We start from the raw sequence: 19408 nt of genomic DNA, 5'->3' as shown, positions 1-19408 counted from the left end.
GGCCCGCGATAGCGGGCCTGCTAGTTAAAATTAACCTGGTTTTTTCGCCCAGGCGGCACACCAGCCCTCGCTGGCGACTAATTTCCCGGGGAACACACCACAGGGGCGCCAGGCATCGCCCTCGTTGCCCTGAATAAGCATACAGTTAGCACAGTTTTGCCCTTCTTTGGCCGATTTATGCACATACTGCAGCGCTTTGGCCTGTGGGCTTTCGGGGTCTACCTGCTCGGCGGCAAACGCTTTTAAGCTAATACCACCCATGCTTAAGCCCACCACGCCCCCGGCGGACAGTTTAAGAAAACGTCTTCTGCTATTGCTCATTGTTATTGCCTCTGATGTTGTTTATGGTCACTTTATTGCTGCACTTGTGGTCTTGTTTACCCTAAGACCTTATTGTTCTGAAAATTTGTACTGATTAACGCGCGACTTGGTTTAGTCGGCTTTTTTCTGCGCGGCCGGCAAACCAAAGCACTTTTGTCACGTAACAGTTACAGTGCTGAGCTTAGCAGCGACAAGCAGGAACTTCTTTGATGGAAAACAACATTATTATTACCGGCGCCGCCCAGCGGCTGGGTTTGCACTGTGCATTAAGTCTTCAGCAAGCGGGTTATCAGGTGATTGCTACCTACCGCAGCGAAAAACCCGGCCTAGCACAGTTGAGGGAAGCTGGCGTGCAATGTGTGCAACTGGATGTGACTGATCATGTGGCACTGTCGGCCTTTGTCAGCAGCATGCAGCAGCAGTTAACCAGTTTACGTGCATTGATCCATAACGCCTCCGACTGGAAAGCCGATTTACCAAGCGCTCCAAGCCCCGACAGCCTGAAGCAAGACGCTGCCATATATGATGCGATGCAGGCTGTGCATGCCAAAGCGCCTTATTTACTTAACCGCGCTTTTACACCGCTACTGCAAGCCCAAACCGGTGCCTGCGATATAATTCACCTGACCGACTTTGTCGCCAGCGTCGGCAGCAGCAAGCATATGGCCTATGCGGCCTCTAAAGCCGCGCTGGAGAATTTAACCTACAGCTTTGCCCGCGCCTTAGCACCCAAAGTAAAAGTAAATGCCATAGCGCCAGCGCTTTTGATGTTTAACGAACACGATGATGCGCAGTACCGGCAAAAAGCGCTGCAAAAGTCCTTGCTGCAAGTGGAGCCTGGCGCTGCAGAGCTGACCAATACCGTGCTGTATTTACTGCACAGCCGGTATATAACCGGCAAGGTGCTGGCGTTAGACGGTGGCCGGCCGCTCAAGCTGCCATAATAGGCACTTGACCGCGCAATGCTTTTAAAAGGAGCCGGCAACAGGCAGAATAATGGCACTTCTTGAGAAAGAGCTTCGCTGATGAGAAAACCCCTTTGTTTATTGGCCACTTTGGTATTTACAGGTCAAGCCATCGCGGCACAGCCGGTAGCCGGTAAGTGGATCACCGATTTAAGCGGCCAAACCCTTAATGATCCGCAAAGCTCCGGCTTTACATGGCGCCACGGCGAGCTAATTCACTTAGGCGATAACAGCGCGGCTGAGCCGATGCGCAATAAGCTTTTGAGGATAAACCCACAATCCGCACAGTTACTGGCAGAACCTCTGCCTATTACTGTGGCCGAAAGCGTACTAAATGGCTGCTTTGGCGAGCTGTTTAAACACTATGCCGATTTTGAATCACTAACCTGGGACAGAGTGGATGACACCGTGTTTGTTAGCGTAACGGAAGACTCCTCCTTTGTGCAGTTAAGCCCAGAATGTCAAGCGCGCTATGGCGAAACAAACTCCACCGACTACCCCACGTTACTGGTAAAAATTGATACCGATAAACCATTAAGCCGTGCGCAAATTAGCGCGGTACGCCCGGTGCAGTTCCCTGCAGCGTCTTTGGTGGGTAATGCGCCTAACGACGGCATTGAAGGTTTAGCCTTTGATAATTCCGGTAATTTGTATTTAGCACTGGAGCAAAATGCGGCCAATGCGCCGATGATTTTCAAAACGCCGTACGATAAAACCTTTTGGCAACAGGACGGCTATATAAAGGTACAGGATACCGGCTTTGTGCTGCCGGTACCGGATGCTAAAGACCACCCGATTAACGGCCTGGATTATCTGCCGGCGAAAAAAGCCGGCCATCCGGGTTATTTAGTGGCGGCCGCGCGTAATGACGATCAGCTTTGGATCATCGATATTAGCCAGCAGCAGGCGCCATTTGTGCAGCAAATGGCCTACTATGCGCCTACGCCGGCCGACAGCCCCTGCCCGGCTTATGAATTTATGGTGCAAACGGCTATAGAAGGTGTAGCTGTGTATGGCGAAACGGTGTATCTGGTGAATGATGCCTGGAAAAAGCGCTACCCCGACAATATTAACTGCCCGGCCAATGCGGCTCACTTTAACAAATTTGCGCCGTTGCTGTTTACGCTACCGGTAGACCCGCGCTGGTTTATCAACACGGCACAGTAAAAACACCTGCGAGTTGTAAAATCAGACTGTGCACAACTAGGTGAACCGGCATAGCTCTGCTATGATCAGCCGCTGTTCGCCCCTTGGCACCACTTGCTAAGCGGCAGAGAATTCTTGTTGTTGCAGGAAATGCTATGATTAACCACTTTCGCATCTTGGGCGTTAAAAGTAACGCCAGCGAAGATGATATTAAAAAAGCTTACCGCCGTTTGGCCAACAAATATCACCCAGATAAACTGCATGGCTTAAGTGACGAAGAAAAAGACGCCGCAGCCACCCAGTTACAACGGGTTAAGGTCGCTTATGAGGTGTTGTCAGATGCCAAGCTACGCGCGGCCTACATTAAAGATTTTAATAATGTCATTGTAACCGACCCTGCTGCTGCTATGCAGGAGTTGTGGGATCAGTACTACCCTTAATCATATCGATGAGAACCGCCCGAACGAGCCGCTTATGACAGAAAAACTGGATCTTGCGCGTATTCGCGCCCTTCACCGCGATGCCAAGGACAATATCGAGTCTTACTTGGACCCTGATACGCCCAAAGCGCTGGAGCAATTTACAGCCAAAATGAAAGCTATTTTACTGGCCGATCCCGAGATGCTCGACTCGGTGCCCGAGTACCTGCCAATGGCGCTGTACGGCCGGGTGAAGTTTCCGCCAGCAGCAAAGCCTAAATGGCAGCAATGGCTGCAGACCGGTAAAGCGCCGCAGTGGGACGAATTTAAAACCGCCATCGCCTTTGCTAATGCCGATTTAGAGCTGGTAAAAGCGGTAAGGGCCTACTCGCAAAGCTTGTTAATCGAAGCCTGTGCTGTGCTATTTATGTTGGATAATGCCAGTTTAACTGCCATAAGCCGCAATAGCGCCCCGGCTGAAGCCGCTGAGCAGGACGACAATACAGGCGATGACTACGCTGATGACTATGCCGACGACTACAGCGACGATTATGACAGCGGCGATAGCGATGAAGAAGGTTACGACGATCAGTACGACAATATTCGCTTTAAGGGAGAGTAAGGTTAATGAGCACCAGTTTAATTGAAATTGCAGTAGCGGAAATTAAAGAGCTGGCAGTGGTAGAACCCAAGCAGGCCAGTAAAAAGTTCGAGCTGATTGCCAATACCATGAGCGATGAGCAGTTAACAGAAGTCATTGAACAAATTGATATTGTTACCCTAACTCAGATTAACAGCGAGCATGATATTTCTTTCCCGTCAATCATGACCGAGCTGATGACGCCCGAGCGCATTCGCGACATCGTCTGCCAGCAACCGTTGTACTGGGAAGAGAAAATTAAAAACAATGCCGAAGAGTTAAAACAGCACACCTTTGATTTTTTAACTTATCTTATCCGCACCCAGGACAGTGAAGAGAAGCAGGCCGAAATTCTATCCTGTATCGCCGAAGATCCGGCCGGATTGTTCTATTTATCTATTCCTTTTATCGAAATATACCGTGGCGAAATTCTCGAATACGAGAACTACTGGGAAGATAAACTGTACGAAGATGAAGAGCATTTAGAGGAAGCTGAAGCCTATACCGAGCGGCAACTGGCAGAAGACACGCACAATCTGGGTTTTGACGACCCGCGCAGTTTACTGGCGTTAATCCGCCAGCTTACCCCTGAAGTAGAAACAGCGATTAAAGCACTTATCCGTAATGAAAATTCAGGCTGGGAAGGTATTATCAACAAATTTGCGGCAGAGCTGGTGCTACAAGCCAAAGAGAAAAACCAGGCCACGGACGATGAGTTCAGCGAAGTGGACGAGATGTTCAGCTTTCTGGATTAAGGACAAGCAGTTATGCAGTTAATCGTTCGTGATAGCAGTAACGGCCCTTTTTTAAGCCAAGTGCTCAATTATGCCCGCGCTGAAAGCCTGCTTGAGCCGACTGAGCTGGCGCAGATAAAAAGCAAAGCCGTGCTGATGAGCCTGAAATTTGCCGACAAGTTCTACAACAAATATAAAATGCATCTGCTGGAGCAAGCAGCTTATGACGTGATTGGCGTGGTAAGCCTGGGCTTACAGGAGCTGAGCGAAAAAGACCCTGCCCGCGCATTAGCCGTATTACAGGCCCCGGAAGGTCTGGTAAAGCCATTTCAAAAAGGCTGGAGCATGCTGGTCACGGTAAGCAAAAAAACCGGTAAGACGTCGCTGTATGGTGAGGTGGCTGAGCAGCTGCTGCAAAGCATTTCCTGCCCGCCTGATGCCGAAGAATGGGACGGTTATCAGCAGTATCAACAGGCGCTTATCGAGCACCGCCGCACACAGTCGATGCAACTGCTACAACAGCAGTTTTATATGCGTACACACTTTGATGAATTTGAGCATTTCAGCTTAGAGGAAGTATTGGCCGAAGTGGTATTTTATCGCGCCCTGACCGGTAGCGATAAAGTGCGGGCTGATTTAAAGCAGCGTATTGTTAACATAACGCTTAAACCTGAATGGTTTAACGAGGCGTTTTTTCATGCCCAAACTGACGCAGCGCTGGCACAGTTGCCGGCTGAAAATGCCGCCGCCATCCGAGCAGACTTGGGCCAGCATTTTATGCCGGCACTGCTGCGCACCCTACAGTTTGCACAGAAGTATCAGCAGTTGGTGGCAAGCCAGGCCTCACCTGAAAAGCTGGATGCGTTTGAGGGCAAACAAGGTTTAACCAGCCCGTTACTGGGATGGCCGCAGTATCTGGTGTTATAAACACCAGAACTGCTGTAACTGACGCTGAAACAATACGTTATCACCACTGCTATAAAAGCTGTCTGGCCCCCGTACATCGCCGGTATTAAGTAAACCAAGCGCGCTAAGCCTGCGCTGCAGCTGTTTCGCCACTGCCATTTCGGTGCGCACTATCGTAATTGCTGGCCCGGCCGTGTCAGCAATCAGATCCACGATAAGGTTATAATGGGTGCAGCCCAGCACCAGGGTGTCGGCGCCTTGTGCCAATAGCGGCTGAATATAACTTTGCAACAGCTGGCGCAGCTCTGGGCTTTCAAGCGCCAGTGCCTCAATAAGCGGCACCAGGCCAGGACACGGCTGCAGCAAAATACGGGTGTTACCTGCAAAGCGCGCGCTCAGTTGGCTAAAAGCCGGTGTTTGTAGGGTGCGAGGCGTAGCCAATACACCCACTACTCCCGACTTACTGACCAATGTTGCCGGCTTTACTCCTGGCTCTACGCCAATAATTGGCACACTACACTCTGCTCTTAGCCTGGCAATTGCCGCTGTAGTGGCGGTATTACAGGCAACTACTATAGCTTTCACGCCTGCGCTTAGTAGCTGCTGGGTAATAACCTGCATGCGTTGGTAAATATACTCATCTGATTTTTCACCATAAGGCGCATGGCCGGTATCTGCGAAATAATGCAAACGCTCGCCCGGCAAGAGTTGGCGAATTGCGCGTGCAACCGACAGCCCGCCAATACCTGAGTCAAATATTCCTATGGGTTGATGCGGGTGCAATACGGGGTCAATTGTCACAGCAGCAGACTCTACCAGCTCGAAATAGGTTTGATGGTGGCTATTATGCCACAGTAAGATAAACCTTGACTGACTGTCAGGCTAACCTGTCACGCTGCTTTGACAGCAGTAGAAAAAATTTGCACGACAGGATAATTTTTTTTCGGGCAAATCGATTTAAAATCCTGTATATTGTCGCACTATTTTTAAACCCTAGCTTATAGAGATGACTATGTCAGCAGATTTATCCTTATACAGAAACATTGGTATCTTCGCCCACGTTGATGCCGGTAAAACAACTACAACAGAACGTATCCTGAAACTGACCGGTAAGATCCATAAGTTGGGTGAAGTTCACGAAGGTGAATCAACGACCGACTTCATGGAGCAGGAAGCCGAGCGTGGTATTACTATTCAGTCAGCCGCGGTTAGCTGCTTCTGGAAAGGCCACCGTTTCAACGTTATCGATACCCCGGGTCACGTTGACTTCACCGTTGAAGTATACCGTTCACTGAAAGTTCTGGACGGCGGTATCGGCGTATTCTGTGGCTCTGGCGGTGTTGAGCCTCAGTCAGAAACTAACTGGCGCTACGCTAACGACGCTGAAGTATCACGTCTGATCTTCGTAAACAAATTAGACCGTATCGGTGCTGACTTTATCCGTGTTACCGAGCAGGTGAAAAAAGTTCTGGGTGCTAACCCGTTAATCATGACGCTGCCAATCGGCCGCGAAGACACCTTCAAAGGTGTGGTTGACCTGTTAACCAAGCAAGCTTACGTGTGGGACGAGTCTGGCCAGCCAGAGAACTACACTGTTACTGACGTACCTGCCGATATGGCGGATGACGTTGAAATGTACCGTCAACAGCTGATCGAAACTGCGGTTGAGCAGGACGATGACCTGTTAATGGCGTACATGGAAGGCGAAGAGCCGTCAATTGAAGACATTAAGCGTTGTATCCGTAAAGGTTGCCGTGACCTGGCGTTCTTCCCAACTTACTGTGGTTCTGCCTTTAAAAACAAAGGTATGCAGTTACTGTTAGACGCTGTTGTTGATTACCTGCCGTCACCAACTGAAGTTATTCCTCAGCCACTGACTGACGAAGAAGGTAACGAAACCGGCCAGCACGCTATCGTATCTCCAGACGAGCCGTTCCGTGCGTTAGCATTCAAAATCATGGATGACCGTTTCGGCGCCCTGACTTTTATCCGTATTTACTCAGGTGTACTGAACAAGGGTGACACCATCCTGAACTCCTACACCGGTAAAACTGAACGTGTTGGCCGCATGGTTGAAATGCATGCGAACGACCGTACCGACCTGACCACAGCACAAGCTGGTGACATCATCGCGCTGGTAGGTCTGAAGAACAACACCCAGACTGGTCACACCCTGTGTGATCCTAAGTCTCCTTGTACTCTTGAACCCATGGTATTCCCAGAGCCGGTAATCTCTATCTCTGTAACACCAAAAGACAAAGGTTCGGTAGAGAAAATGGGTATCGCTATCGGTAAGATGGTTGCTGAAGATCCAACCTTCCGCGTTGAAACTGACCCAGATTCAGGTGAAACCATTCTGAAAGGTATGGGTGAATTGCACCTGGACATCAAAGTAGACATCTTAAAGCGTACTTACGGTGTTGAATTAGTAGTTGGTCAGCCTCAGGTTGCTTACCGCGAAACTATTACCCGTGAAATCGAAGATAGCTACACGCACAAGAAGCAGTCTGGTGGTTCAGGTCAGTACGGTAAAATTGACTACCGCATTCGTCCGGGCGAGCAGAACTCAGGCTTCAAGTTCACTTCAACAGTAGTGGGTGGTAGCGTTCCAAAAGAATTCTTCCCGGCTATCGAGAAAGGCTTTGAGTCTATGATGTCAACCGGTCCTCTGGCTGGCTTCCCGGTATTGGACGTTGAAGTTGAACTGTTCGACGGTGGTTTCCACGCAGTTGACTCATCAGCTATCGCGTTCGAAATCGCAGCTAAAGGTGCATTCCGTCAATCTATGCCTAAAGCTGGCCCACAGCTGTTAGAGCCAATCATGAAAGTTGACGTGTTCACTCCGGAAGATCACGTAGGTGATGTTATCGGTGACTTAAACCGTCGCCGTGGCATGATCTCAGGTCAGGAAGCGGGTGTAACTGGCGTTCGGATTAAAGGCGACGTACCACTGTCTGAGATGTTTGGTTACATCTCTACCCTGCGTACTATGACCTCAGGCCGTGGTCAGTTCTCTATGGAGTTCTCGCACTACTCACCGTGCCCGACTAACGTCGCGGACGCGGTAATCGCCAAAGAGAAAGAAAAGAAAGCAGCTGCTGCTAAAAACTAAGCTGTAGCGCTTTGATAAAAGCCCCGCCGGTTTTCACCGCGGGGCTTTTTTATTGCCGGCATAGCGTAATTATCAGCAGAGATGGCAAGGCTGTCATGATAACAGTACTTGCCTGAAGCCTTAGCGCTCAATCAGTACCGGGTATTTCAGGTATTGCTGATCATAAAACGGCATCTGGCGGTAAAACCAGTTGTAGCGCGCACGCGGGTTGTTTCTCAGCTGCTCATCCTCTGCCAGCGCCTTGTCAAACTGCTGCTTTAAGGCCGGCTGATGCGCCAGCATTCGGGCAATTAATGGCTCTATAGCATAGGGTTCAAAATACTCGGTGCGCTCAAACATCCCCGGGAAAAAGCCCCAGCTTAAGAATGAGTCGGGCGCGCTGGGCTCCAGCAGCGCTACCGCTAAACGGCCCAGCGGCTGATCGGTACTTACCCTAACCCAACCGGCAGTTAGGTTGCGCTGTACACTGTGCTCACTAAAGCGAGCCTCGCTGAGCATAAAGCGGCTTTCAAAGGGCTTATCGGCAAAGCGATAGTCTTCTACGCTCAGCTGCTGCAGCTTGAGCTTTTTCGGCTGAGCCAGCGTGGTCATTTCAATACCGTGCAGCTCCAGGCGGCTAATAACCAGCTGCTGCTCAGGTGGGATCCAGTAAGCTGCCGGGATTTGCACAGTAACATCGGCCACTTTATCCCAGTACACTGGCAATTGCTTATACAACACAGGCTTGCCGGTCCAGGCAACATAGGGCGCACCACTGATGTCAGATTGGCGCAGCTCGTAGCTCATGCCTTTAAAGTCGATAAAATCAGCTTGTTCACTGGCTTTGTAGCTCAGCACCAGCTGTTGTGGCCTGGCCTGTAAATCAGCCTGGCGTGCCAGCATCAGTGCTTTGCCCTGCTCGTTTAACAACGTAAGGCTTCTTTCGAGTAACACATAAGTACCCAACACCCTTTGGCGGTAAGACTTTAAGCTGTGGTTTTCCACCAGCACAGTGGGTAAATGGCGCACATCACCATAGCCATTGGAAAAGCGCGGGCTGGCAGTCCAGCCACTAATACCTTTGCTAAAATCATTGTTGTCGACACCAAATACCAGCGGCCCGGGGATATGGCCGGCTTCAGTCAGCGCTGCGTTGACCGCGGGGCGATACACCTTTGCCAACCAGCTGGCGGCATTCACACTTACAGCAGCGAAGGGTTCGTTAAAGCCGTAGGTAATATCGTACTGATAATCTTCGCCATCGGTAACATGCACATCAATATACAAATCGGGCTGATATTGCTTCAGAACGCCTAACAGCGCCTGCATCTCCGGTGCATCGGCTTTGGCATAATCACGGTTAAGATTCAGGTTTTGTGCGGTGGCGCGCCAGCCTTGCTGCAAGGGGCCGCGCTGGTTCATCCGGTTATACAGCGAGCGTCGTTCATGGCCGTCGGGCGATAACACCGGAATAAATAGCACGTCAGCGTTATCCAACAGTGCCGCTTTGCCGCCGTGGGCAATATCACGCAGCAGCATTAGACCGGCATCTTTACCATCAATTTCACCGCTGTGAATACCGGCCTGCACTAATAACAATGGCCGATTAGGGTTATTCGCTATTTTGTGTAGCACCTTACTGGCCTTCACCAAATAGAGTGGCCGCCCCTGTGGGCTTTGGCCAAACTGCTCCAGCTGCAGTAAATCTGAGCTGTCTACCAACTTGGTTAAATAGGCCAGTGTGGCAGCATAATCCGGGCTATCAGTCAGGCCACTAAGCTCTGCCGGCGTGACCCAGGCATCGCCCTGCTGTTTTACCAGTTGCTCACTTGCGCCCTGCCAGGCGGGTAATGGCGGTAACCAGTCATCGGTGGCTCGGCCCTGGCCAGAGGCGGCCAGACAGAGTGCCAGCATTGACGGAGCTAAAAGCTTCATGGTGTTTCCTGTGGCGTTTTAATATTAAACATACTGCAATACAGCACCGGTAAAAACACCAGTGTCAGCACAGTGGCAAAACCTAAACCGAACATAATCACCACCGCCAGGCTGGCAAAAAACACATCGCCCAGCAGCGGTAACATACCTAAAATGGTGGTAATGGCGGCCATAGACACTGGCCGCACCCGGCTGACAGCACTGTCAAACACAGCGTTAAACGCCGCTTTGCCCTCGCTAAGCTCCAGCTTGATTTGCTCCACCAGCACTATGCAGTTTTTTATCAGCATGCCGGACAAACTTAAAAAGCCCAGCAGCGCAATAAAGCCAAAGGGCGCCCCCAGCAGTAACAAGCCAAAGCTCACACCAATAATAGCCAGCGGCACACAAGCCCAAATCACCAAGGCACTGCGCAGCGAGTTAAACAGTAACACGGTGATAATAAACATCATCAGATAGCCCAGCGGCAGCGAGCTAAACAGCGCGGTTTGCGCTTTTTGCTGCGCTTCATACTCACCGCCCCAAGTGAGGAAGTAGCCGGTTGGCAAAGTTATGGCTTCAATATCGGCTTTGACTCTGGCCAGTAAGGCAGAGGCGGTATCGTCAGTTAAACTGTCATGCTCGGCCATCACGGTAATGGTGCGTTTGCGATCACGGCGCTGAATTTGGGCATCTTCCCATACCAGATCAAAACCGGTGACGACCTGGGTTATCGGCACATAACGCTGCAGTTTATTGCTGTACACCTGTAAATCGTACAAAGCATCGAGGTTATCGCGTTCGGCCAGAGGCGAGCGGGCAATAATAGGCAGCAAATGGGTGCCATCACGATAAATGCCAACAGTACGGCCTGACATGCTGCTTAGCAGCACCTCATCGATATCCTGCTTACTGATACCGGCGCGGCGCGCCATCGCTTCATTGAAACGCGGCCTAATCACTTTGGTGCGCTCACGCCAGTTATCCCGCACGCTAACCGCACGGCCATCGGCCAGTAAAATGGCTTTCGCTTGCTCGGCCAGAGCACGCAGTACGTCAGGGTCGGCACCACTGAAACGCGCCTCAATTTTTGCCGGCGTTGAAGGCCCCACTTCTAAACGCAGCAATTTATACTGCAAACGCGGCAGCTGTTCGGCAATGTAGCGCCGGGTTTGTTGCATCAATTCAGGTAACTGCTCTAACTGCTCAGCACGTACAATAAGCTGGCTGTAGGCGGCAAAGTTTTTCTCCGGCTGATAGGTCAGCATAAAGCGCTCAGCGCCGCGGCCGCTGGTACTGGTCACATGGCTTACACCCTCAAGTGTTTGCAGATAACGCATCAGCGCCAGCGCACCCTCTGCCGAATGGCGGATATCGGTGCCGGCTGGCTGCCACAGGTCAACCAGAAAAATGGGCGTATTCGATGGCGGAAAAAACACCTGTTTCACCTTGCCAAAGCCCACTACTGCCAATACCAACAGCACCAGCGTTAGCGTGTATGTTAGTGCGCGTTGGCGCAGCGCCAGCCACAGCAGCTTGCGGTACAGAGTAAAAATAATGCCCTGATACAGCTGCGCAGGCTCGCCCTGCTCTTTGGGCGCTTCTTTAAATAGCAGGCTGGCAAAAAACGGTGTCAGTGTAATGGCCGTAACCCAACTGAGCAGTAAGGACACCAGCAGCACCCAAAACAGGCTGCCGGCAAACTCGCCGGTAGCATCACTGGATAAACCAATTGGTGCAAACGCCGCGATGGCTATTACTGTTGCACCCAATAGCGGCCATTGGGTCTGCTTTACAATTAAACTGGCGGCATCGGCCAGTTTAAGCCGGCGCTGCATACCAATTAAAATGCCTTCGGTAATCACGATTGCATTGTCGACCAACATACCCAGTGCAATAATTAGCGCGCCCAGTGATACACGCTGCAGCTCGATATCCATTTGCAGCATAAAAATAAAAGTGCCCAGCACGGTTAATAGCAAAATAAGGCCAATCAGTATGCCGCTTCGCAGCCCCATAAATACCAGCAGCACCAATATGACTATGGCTACGGCTGCCGCCAGATTGACGATAAAACCGGTAACCGAATTGGCCACTTCGTCAGGCTGGTTGTAAATAGTATGCAGCGTGATACCGACCGGGCGGTTGTATTCCAGCTCAGCCAAGCGCTGCTTAATTTGCGCGCCGGCATCGACCACGTTAACGCCGGATGAAAAGGATACGCCCAGCGTGAGCGCATTCTGGCCACCAAAACGAATGAGCTGTGCCGGGACTTCGGCATTTTCGCGATAGACCCGCGCCACGTCGCCTAAATAAATCAGCTCTTTTGAGTCGGGGCTTGAGATAATCAGGTTTTCCAGCTCTTTTACCGATTCAAACTCACCGGTCGGGTAAATGCGCAGCCGGTCTGGCCCGACTTTAATAGAGCCGGCATTGGCCACCATATTCTGACTTTGCAGCAGTGCCGATAAGGTTTGCGGCGCTATGCCCAGCGCAGTCAGCCTGGGCCTGGAAATTTCGACGATGACCTGCTCCTGCTGCACACCGGACACCGCCACTTTACCCACACTTGGCACCAATACCAGCTCGCGGCGCAGAAAATCGACGTAGTCTCTTAGCTCATCGTCACTGTAGCCGTCACCGGTCACCGCATATAAAATGCCGTAGACATCGCCAAAGTCATCTTTTACCTGCGGCACCTGCACACCTGGTGGCAGTTGTGGCTGCAAATCATTCACTTTATGGCGCAGCTCATCCCAAATTTGTTTTAACTCTTTGGCGCGGTAAGTGTCTTTCATCTCGACCATTAATTGCGATAAACCGGCGGTTGAGACAGAAGTGACATGGTTCACGTAAGGCAGTTGCTGAATGGCATTTTCCAGCGGATAGGTGACTTCTTCTTCGACCTGGGTCGGTGATGCCCCCGGATACTGGGTGATGATAAGCGCTTGTTTTAGCGTAAATTGCGGATCTTCCAGCCGACCTAGTCCCATGTAAGACACTATGCCGCCACAAAGTAAAATAGCGGCGAACAACCACGACGACGTTCGGTACTTAATAAAATAGCGGGCGATATCCATGCTTACAGCCCCCGCTCACGCACCCAGGGCCGCACGCGCTGGCCTTCCGTTAAGTGCTGTATACCGGCGCTGACCACCTGCTCACCTTCCGTTAAACCCGCGGTAACCGCTGCACCGGCACTGCTTAAGCTTTTCACAGTAACGGCTCTTTTCGTCACCATGCCGCTGTCAGGCTGATATACCCAGACATAGCTTTGCTGCTGCGCAAGGGCGATGTCGGCGGGCATAAAGATGGCACTGGCCGGAATGTAGAGCGCATCAGTGTATACCGTACTGATTTTACTGACCTCAGCAATCACATTGGCTGTCATGCCAGATAGCACGTTAAACTCAGTCGGTGTTGGCATACTGAACACCACCTTAAAACTGTTGGTGGCCGGATCGGCCTGCGTGTCCCACTCGCGGATGCGGGCACGATAACGCAGGTCCGGGTGCGAGTCGAACACCACTTCGGGTTGATAATCAAAGTCTTTGCGCACATTGGAGATCACATCTTCTGGTACCTGAATGATCACATCAACCTGATCGCGTACCTGTAGCTCCATAATCGGTTGCTGGGCGGCGACGTTTTCGTGGTTTTCGACCAGCAGACGGGAAATATTGCCGGCAAAGGGTGCCTCTAACCGGGTATAACTGAGTGCCGTTTCGGCGGTAGATAAATCCGCCTGCGCCACCTGCAGCTGCGCTTTGGCTTCATCGAACACAGCTTGCGATACCAGTTTTTGCGCAATAAGCTGCTCAGCGCGGGTAAACTGGGTTTGTGCCAGTTCAAAGCGGGCTTTGGCCTGATCGAGCTTTAACGCAAAATCGGTGTCATCAAGCCGGGCTAACAGTTCACCTTTTTGCACCATTTGGCCGGGCCGGGCTACCAATTGTACCAATTTACCACTGACACGAAACGTCAGGCTGGCACGCTCAGTGGGCGCCACCACCGCCGGAAACTGGCGCACAGCCCCTTGTGCCTCACTGCTTACCTGATGCAGTTTTACCGGCCGCACTTGCTCGGCTACAGGCTCGGGTGCAGGTTTTGAGCAACTGGTTAATACTATGGCAGCAAGGCTGACGCTAAAAAATACGGGCAAGGGTCGACGCATGAGTATCATCCTGAAACATGAAAAAATGAAGGTGCAGAACAAGCTTAGCCAAGTCTGACCAGCGCGCCTTATTTAACCGCAAAAAAGCCTTGCTTAACAGCATGTTTTTTTCGCCATGATGAAAAAACCCGCCACAGCGGGCGGGTTTTAATAAAAAGAAAGCACGGCTTAGAAACGGTAGCTGATACCTAACTGATACAGCTCGTCTTGTGTAACATAGTTATCAAAGGCGACGGCGGCTTTAAGCGCCAGATTCGGTTGCAGGAACCAGCTGCCACGCAGTGTAAAGCTGTCTTCCTCAGCGTTAACCAGATCATCTGACAGCCAGTCATATACCAGGCCGACAGCGATATTGCGGCCAAAGTAATAATCGGCAGCCACGCTGTACTCTGAAATATCGTTGCCTTTCACATCCATAAAGCTGGCTTCAATATTGATAAAGTTACCTTTTTCCAGCGCCAGCAGCTTTTTCGTGCTGATACCATACTCGGTATAACTGCCCTGCCCCTCGTTATCGATGTTACGGGCATCCAGTTTTACCAGCCAGTCACTGGCCACAAAATAACCCAGGCTGATATCCAGTTGCCGATCGTCATTGCCGTTAACTTCGCTAACCGCAGCTGCGGCATAGAAATTGTGTGCCTTATCCTGATAGACACCGCCCAGCTGCCAGTTACTGAAACTAAACTCCGCCACGCTCGGCAAGTCAAACTTGGTGTAGTCATAACCGGCAAACACACTGGCATTACGGCTGATAAACGCAGCTTCGGCATAAGGAACAGTGCCGCTACGCACTGGCGTTAAATAGAACTCATGGCGCAGTGACCAGTTTTGTAGTTCACCGGTTGCAACATCACCCCAGCCAAAGCTGGCGTCTGATTGATGCTGATAGCTATTGGCCAGTGCAGAGGCAGAAAAAACGGCGATAACAGAAGCTAACATTGTAGTTTTCATAACTGTCCTTCAAAAATAAAACCCAAGGGCATTAAAGGCTGACGCAGCCCGCGCGCATACTAGCAGTTATTGCTGAACAATCAATGAACCCGGCACCTGTTTAGCCAGTTGTTTTGTAACCAGTTTATACTGTAAGCACATCGGTGCACGACCGGCTAAATTTCAAGCAGCGCTTGCTTTAACAACAGCACCTGATCGCGCAGTTTTGCCGCCTGCTCAAACTCCAGCTCCCGGGCATGCTGCAGCATTTTCTGCTCCAGCTGTTTAATTTCAGCTTCTACCTGATACGGCGTTTTACCTTTTATTAACCGCACTTTTTCGGCCACCAGCGGCAGTACCGTCTTGGCGTCCTGGCCTAAGTCCATTACATCGGCAATTTTGCGTTTAATCGCCTGCGGCGCTATGCCATGCAGCTGATTAAACTGCAACTGCTTAGCACGACGACGCTCGGTTTCATCTATCGCCCGCTGCATAGAGCCGGTAATGCGGTCAGCATACAAAATGGCCCGGCCCTGTAAATTGCGCGCTGCCCTGCCTATGGTTTGAATAAGTGAGCGCTCAGAGCGCAAAAAGCCCTCTTTATCAGCATCTAATATGGCAACCAGCGACACTTCCGGAATATCCAGGCCTTCTCGCAATAAGTTAATACCCACCAGCACATCAAATACGCCCAGGCGCAGGTCACGGATAATCTCCATCCGCTCAACGGTATCAATATCCGAGTGTAGATAACGCACTTTTACGCCATGCTCGTTTAGATATTCGGTTAAATCTTCGGCCATTTTCTTGGTCAGCGTGGTTACCAGCACCCGCTCCTGGCGCTCAGCACGGATAAAGGCCTCTGACAATAAATCATCTACCTGTGTCGCGACCGGCCGGATCTCAATTTGCGGATCCACCAAACCGGTGGGGCGCACCACCTGCTCGACCACTTCACCAGCCGAGTGCTCAAGCTCATAGGCGGCTGGTGTGGCTGATACATAGATGCGTTGTGGCGCTATCGCTTCAAACTCGTCAAACTTTAATGGCCGGTTATCCAGCGCCGAGGGCAGACGAAAACCATAATTGACCAGGTTCTCTTTACGCGAGCGATCACCTTTATACATGGCGCCAATTTGCGAAATGGTCACGTGCGACTCATCAATAAACATCAGACCATCGGCCGGGAAATAATCCAGCAAGGTAGGAGGCGGCTCACCGTTTGCACGGCCCGACAGATACCGCGAGTAGTTTTCGATACCTGAGCAGTAACCCAGCTCAATCATCATCTCGATGTCAAACAAGGTACGCTGGCTAAGCCGCTGCTCTTCTACCAGTTTGTTATGCGCTATAAGCTCGTCCCGGCGCTGCTTAAGCTCAACCTTTATCTCGTCAACCGCCGCCAGGATTTTCTCGCGCGGCGTAACATAGTGCGTTTTCGGATACACCGTATAGCGGGTAACAACCTTTTCGACTGCGCCAGTTAAGGGGTCAAATAAGCTGATACGCTCAATCTCTTCATCAAATAACTCAACACGTACAGCAATGTCGTCCGACTCAGCCGGGAAAATATCAATCACATCACCACGCACCCGATAAGTGGCACGGGCAAAGTCAATGTCGTTACGGCTGTATTGCAGCTCGGCCAGCCGGCGCAGAATAAAGCGCTGGTCGACGATATCGCCCACTTTTAAATGCAGCAGCATTTTCATGTAAGATTCAGGGTCACCTAAGCCATAAATGGCCGATACCGAGGCAATAATCACGACATCGCGTCGTTCCATCAGTGCCTTAGTGGCAGAAAGGCGCATCTGCTCGATATGCTCGTTAATAGAGGCATCTTTTTCGATAAAGGTGTCAGTAGAAGGCACATAGGCTTCTGGCTGGTAGTAATCGTAATAAGAAACAAAGTATTCCACCGCGTTATTGGGGAAGAACTCTTTCATTTCGCCATACAGCTGAGCTGCCAGGGTTTTATTGTGCGCCATAATCAGCGTCGGCCGGTTCACCCTGGCTATCACATTCGCCATGGTAAAGGTTTTGCCTGAGCCGGTAACGCCCAGTAGGGTTTGATGTGCCAGTCCGGCTTCAAGTCCGTCTACCAGCTTATCAATGGCCTGTGGCTGATCGCCGGCAGGCTGATAACTGGAACATAATTCAAAGTCGCGGCTCATTGGCTCTCCTGTAAGCTACGGGTTACAGCCCAGTTAAACCAACCCCAGGCTAAGGCGGCTGTGCAGATGTTGGCGATAACGCAGCCGATAAACAAACCGGTAACGCCATAGAGTTTACCACCAAGCCAGGCCAGTGGCACATAGAACACAAAGAGGCGCACTATGCTAAGCAACAGTGCACTGCCCGGCTGATGCAGCGCATTGAACGACGAGTTCGTTAAAATAATAATGCCCTGAAGGCCATACGCTAAGGGCACTATCCACAAAAACTGGCAAATAATACGCACCACTTCAGCCTCGTCACTGAATAAACGCGCCAGCGGTATCGCCAACAATGCCAGCAAGACATAAATGCCAAACTGCCAAAACATCACAAAGCGGCCACATAGCCGGTAAGCCTGCTGCACACGGTGCAACAAACCGGCCCCAAAGTTCTGGCTGACAAAAGGCGGTAAGGTCATCGACAGCGCCAGCACCACCAGACACGCCATACTCTCCAGCCTGACCCCTACGCCAAACGCTGCCACCGCTGCATCACCATAACCGGCAATAATGGCTGTCAGTACCGCCATGGCCAGTGGCGTGAGCATGTTAGCGCCAGCGGCTGGCAAACCAATACGCAAGATTTTACGGCAAATGCCAATAAGGGTAGCCGGCCTAATCCACTGAGTCGCAATCAGATCGTGTTTTACCAGCAGGGCAATAATCATCACCGAACCAAACACCCATGACAGCACAGTAGCAATGGCTGCCCCTTGCATACCCAGCGCTGGTAGCGGGCCCAGGCCAAAAATCAGCAGTGGGTCGAGCACAGCATTTACCAAACCTGAGCCGGCCATAATAAGACTGGGGGTTTTAGTATCCCCGGCAGCGCGCAGTACCGCATTACCCACCATAGGCACCACCAGCAACACTGCGCCGGCAAACCAGATATCCATATATTGCCGGATAAACACTAGTACATCGTTACCGGCGCCCAGGGCGCGGAAAAGCGGCAGGGTAAAGACATAGCCAACTAAGGCTAACAGCGCAACCATAGCCGCAGCCAGCCATAACGCCACCTGGCCATCGGTACGCGCTTCCGTTAGGCGCCCAGCGCCAAGCGCCTTAGCAATCACCGCTGAGGTACCAATACTCAGACCAATTGCTAAACTAATCAGGGTAAAAGTCACCGGAAAGGTAAAGCTGATAGCGGCCAGCTCAACCGTACCCAGCATACTGATAAAAAAGGTGTCGACCAGGTTAAAGCTCATCAGCGTGATCATGCCCACCAGCATAGGCAGCGTCATCGCCACTAAGGTGGGCTGGATCGGATTTTGCGTCAGTGAATTGGCAGAGGTCATAACTACAGCACAGTTGAAGTGTCGGCCTATTGTAAAGAAAAGCCGGTGTGGGCACTACGCCTATTAAGCCGCTTCGCCGCGTATACCGGTTATTGCATCCTGATACGGTGTTAGCTGGTGAAACAGTTCACATTTCCGCCTTGCTTAAGCTGTGCCAGTTTTTTTCCGTTTAACGAAAGTAAACCGCCACGACAAAAACAGTAAAGCACTGTTTTATAACAGATTAAATTTTCGTCGCAAGTCACTTGACCTACGACAAAGCTAATGTCTATGCCGTATTGCGCTGGAAACACCCTGCTCATTCACAGAGTTATCCACAGTTTCTGTGGGTAAGTGGCTGCAGTGGCCGCCAAACCTGGCTACGACTGGAAAATCGTTTCGCTTTGAAGTTATTGCCCGAACACGCCCTGCTATTTTTTAGCTTGTTTCAGTTATTTTGCGATGAATCAGGGCACTGGCGTGGCCGCTTTGCTCAAACAATATGCAAGTGGTCAGCAATAGCAAAAATCCCGCAGCCAAAGTGTTGACAGTGGGTATAGCTGGCATTAGTATTGCGCCCCGTTGAATGCTGTTCCCTAGTAGCTCAGTTGGTTAGAGCGGCGGACTGTTAATCCGTAGGTCACTGGTTCGAGTCCAGTCTGGGGAGCC

15 protein-coding genes and 1 tRNA gene are annotated in these 19408 nt (G+C 51.1%); 8 read left to right on the top strand and 8 right to left on the bottom strand.

The window, feature by feature from the left end:
* Window positions 1-30: 30 nt before the first annotated feature.
* Window positions 31-321: a high-potential iron-sulfur protein gene (locus ABGI61_RS14645; RefSeq protein ID WP_347602357.1), complete on the bottom strand. Its 291-nt coding sequence runs from the start codon at window positions 319-321 to the stop codon at window positions 31-33.
* Between the two features lie 209 nt (window positions 322-530).
* On the opposite strand from ABGI61_RS14645, the gene folM reads away from it, so the two are divergent.
* From folM to atcC, 6 genes are all read left to right on the top strand, one after another.
* Entirely contained in the window at window positions 531-1265 is a 735-nt protein-coding gene (gene folM, locus ABGI61_RS14640; RefSeq protein ID WP_347602354.1) for a dihydromonapterin reductase, read from the top strand.
* Window positions 1266-1346: 81 nt separating this feature from the next.
* Window positions 1347-2453, top strand: a complete 1107-nt coding sequence (locus ABGI61_RS14635; protein WP_347602351.1) for a hypothetical protein — start codon at window positions 1347-1349, stop codon at window positions 2451-2453.
* 134 nt (window positions 2454-2587) lie between these two features.
* Window positions 2588-2872 (top strand): cold adaptation protein ActJcold adaptation protein ActJ, encoded by a 285-nt coding sequence (gene atcJ / locus ABGI61_RS14630; protein WP_347602348.1) that lies wholly within the window; start codon window positions 2588-2590, stop codon window positions 2870-2872.
* Window positions 2873-2906: 34 nt separating this feature from the next.
* Window positions 2907-3473, top strand: coding sequence for a cold adaptation protein AtcA (atcA, locus tag ABGI61_RS14625; protein WP_347602345.1), 567 nt, complete (start codon window positions 2907-2909; stop codon window positions 3471-3473).
* Between the two features lie 5 nt (window positions 3474-3478).
* Window positions 3479-4246: a cold adaptation protein AtcB gene (gene atcB / locus ABGI61_RS14620; RefSeq protein WP_347602342.1), complete on the top strand. Its 768-nt coding sequence runs from the start codon at window positions 3479-3481 to the stop codon at window positions 4244-4246.
* A 12-nt stretch (window positions 4247-4258) separates the two neighbouring features.
* The gene (atcC, locus tag ABGI61_RS14615; RefSeq protein ID WP_347602339.1) at window positions 4259-5152 is read left to right on the top strand and encodes a cold adaptation protein AtcC; all 894 of its coding nucleotides are present in this window, start codon (window positions 4259-4261) and stop codon (window positions 5150-5152) included.
* Here the strand turns inward: atcC and murI are convergent.
* Window positions 5147-5932 carry a glutamate racemase gene (gene murI / locus ABGI61_RS14610; RefSeq protein WP_347602337.1) on the bottom strand — a complete coding sequence of 262 codons (786 nt, stop codon included), beginning with the start codon at window positions 5930-5932 and terminating at the stop codon, window positions 5147-5149. The two genes, atcC and murI, sit on opposite strands and share 6 nt — an antisense overlap.
* Window positions 5933-6137: 205 nt before the next feature.
* On the opposite strand from murI, the gene fusA reads away from it, so the two are divergent.
* On the top strand, window positions 6138-8243 hold the full coding sequence (gene fusA, locus ABGI61_RS14605; protein WP_439645774.1) for an elongation factor G: 2106 nt from the start codon (window positions 6138-6140) through the stop codon (window positions 8241-8243).
* A gap of 120 nt (window positions 8244-8363) precedes the next feature.
* Here fusA and ABGI61_RS14600 read toward each other — a convergent pair whose 3' ends face one another.
* The 6 genes from ABGI61_RS14600 to ABGI61_RS14575 all read right to left on the bottom strand — a co-directional run bounded on the left by ABGI61_RS14600 (window position 8364) and on the right by ABGI61_RS14575 (window position 18760).
* A complete protein-coding gene (locus ABGI61_RS14600) occupies window positions 8364-10157 on the bottom strand; it encodes a M14 family metallopeptidase (protein WP_347602335.1) in 1794 nt (597 codons plus the stop codon).
* Window positions 10154-13216 (bottom strand): efflux RND transporter permease subunit, encoded by a 3063-nt coding sequence (locus ABGI61_RS14595; RefSeq protein WP_347602333.1) that lies wholly within the window; start codon window positions 13214-13216, stop codon window positions 10154-10156. Before ABGI61_RS14595 ends, ABGI61_RS14600 begins: the two co-directional genes overlap by 4 nt.
* Window positions 13217-13218: 2 nt before the next feature.
* Window positions 13219-14310 carry an efflux RND transporter periplasmic adaptor subunit gene (locus tag ABGI61_RS14590; RefSeq protein ID WP_347602331.1) on the bottom strand — a complete coding sequence of 364 codons (1092 nt, stop codon included), beginning with the start codon at window positions 14308-14310 and terminating at the stop codon, window positions 13219-13221.
* Window positions 14311-14478: 168 nt separating this feature from the next.
* The gene (locus ABGI61_RS14585) at window positions 14479-15264 is read right to left on the bottom strand and encodes a putative porin (RefSeq protein ID WP_347602329.1); all 786 of its coding nucleotides are present in this window, start codon (window positions 15262-15264) and stop codon (window positions 14479-14481) included.
* A 155-nt stretch (window positions 15265-15419) separates the two neighbouring features.
* A complete protein-coding gene (gene uvrB / locus ABGI61_RS14580; RefSeq protein ID WP_347602327.1) occupies window positions 15420-17417 on the bottom strand; it encodes an excinuclease ABC subunit UvrB in 1998 nt (665 codons plus the stop codon).
* Complete coding sequence (locus ABGI61_RS14575; protein ID WP_347602325.1) at window positions 17414-18760, bottom strand: MATE family efflux transporter; 1347 nt, start codon at window positions 18758-18760, stop codon at window positions 17414-17416. Before ABGI61_RS14575 ends, uvrB begins: the two co-directional genes overlap by 4 nt.
* A 572-nt stretch (window positions 18761-19332) precedes the next feature.
* On the opposite strand from ABGI61_RS14575, the gene ABGI61_RS14570 reads away from it, so the two are divergent.
* Window positions 19333-19406: transfer RNA gene (locus ABGI61_RS14570), tRNA-Asn, on the top strand.
* The last annotated feature ends 2 nt before the right edge of the window (window positions 19407-19408 follow it).

This window comes from Rheinheimera fenheensis (assembly GCF_039871805.1).
In the GTDB taxonomy this organism is placed as follows: domain Bacteria; phylum Pseudomonadota; class Gammaproteobacteria; order Enterobacterales; family Alteromonadaceae; genus Alishewanella; species Alishewanella fenheensis.
This window is presented reverse-complemented; position numbering and strand designations above follow the sequence as displayed.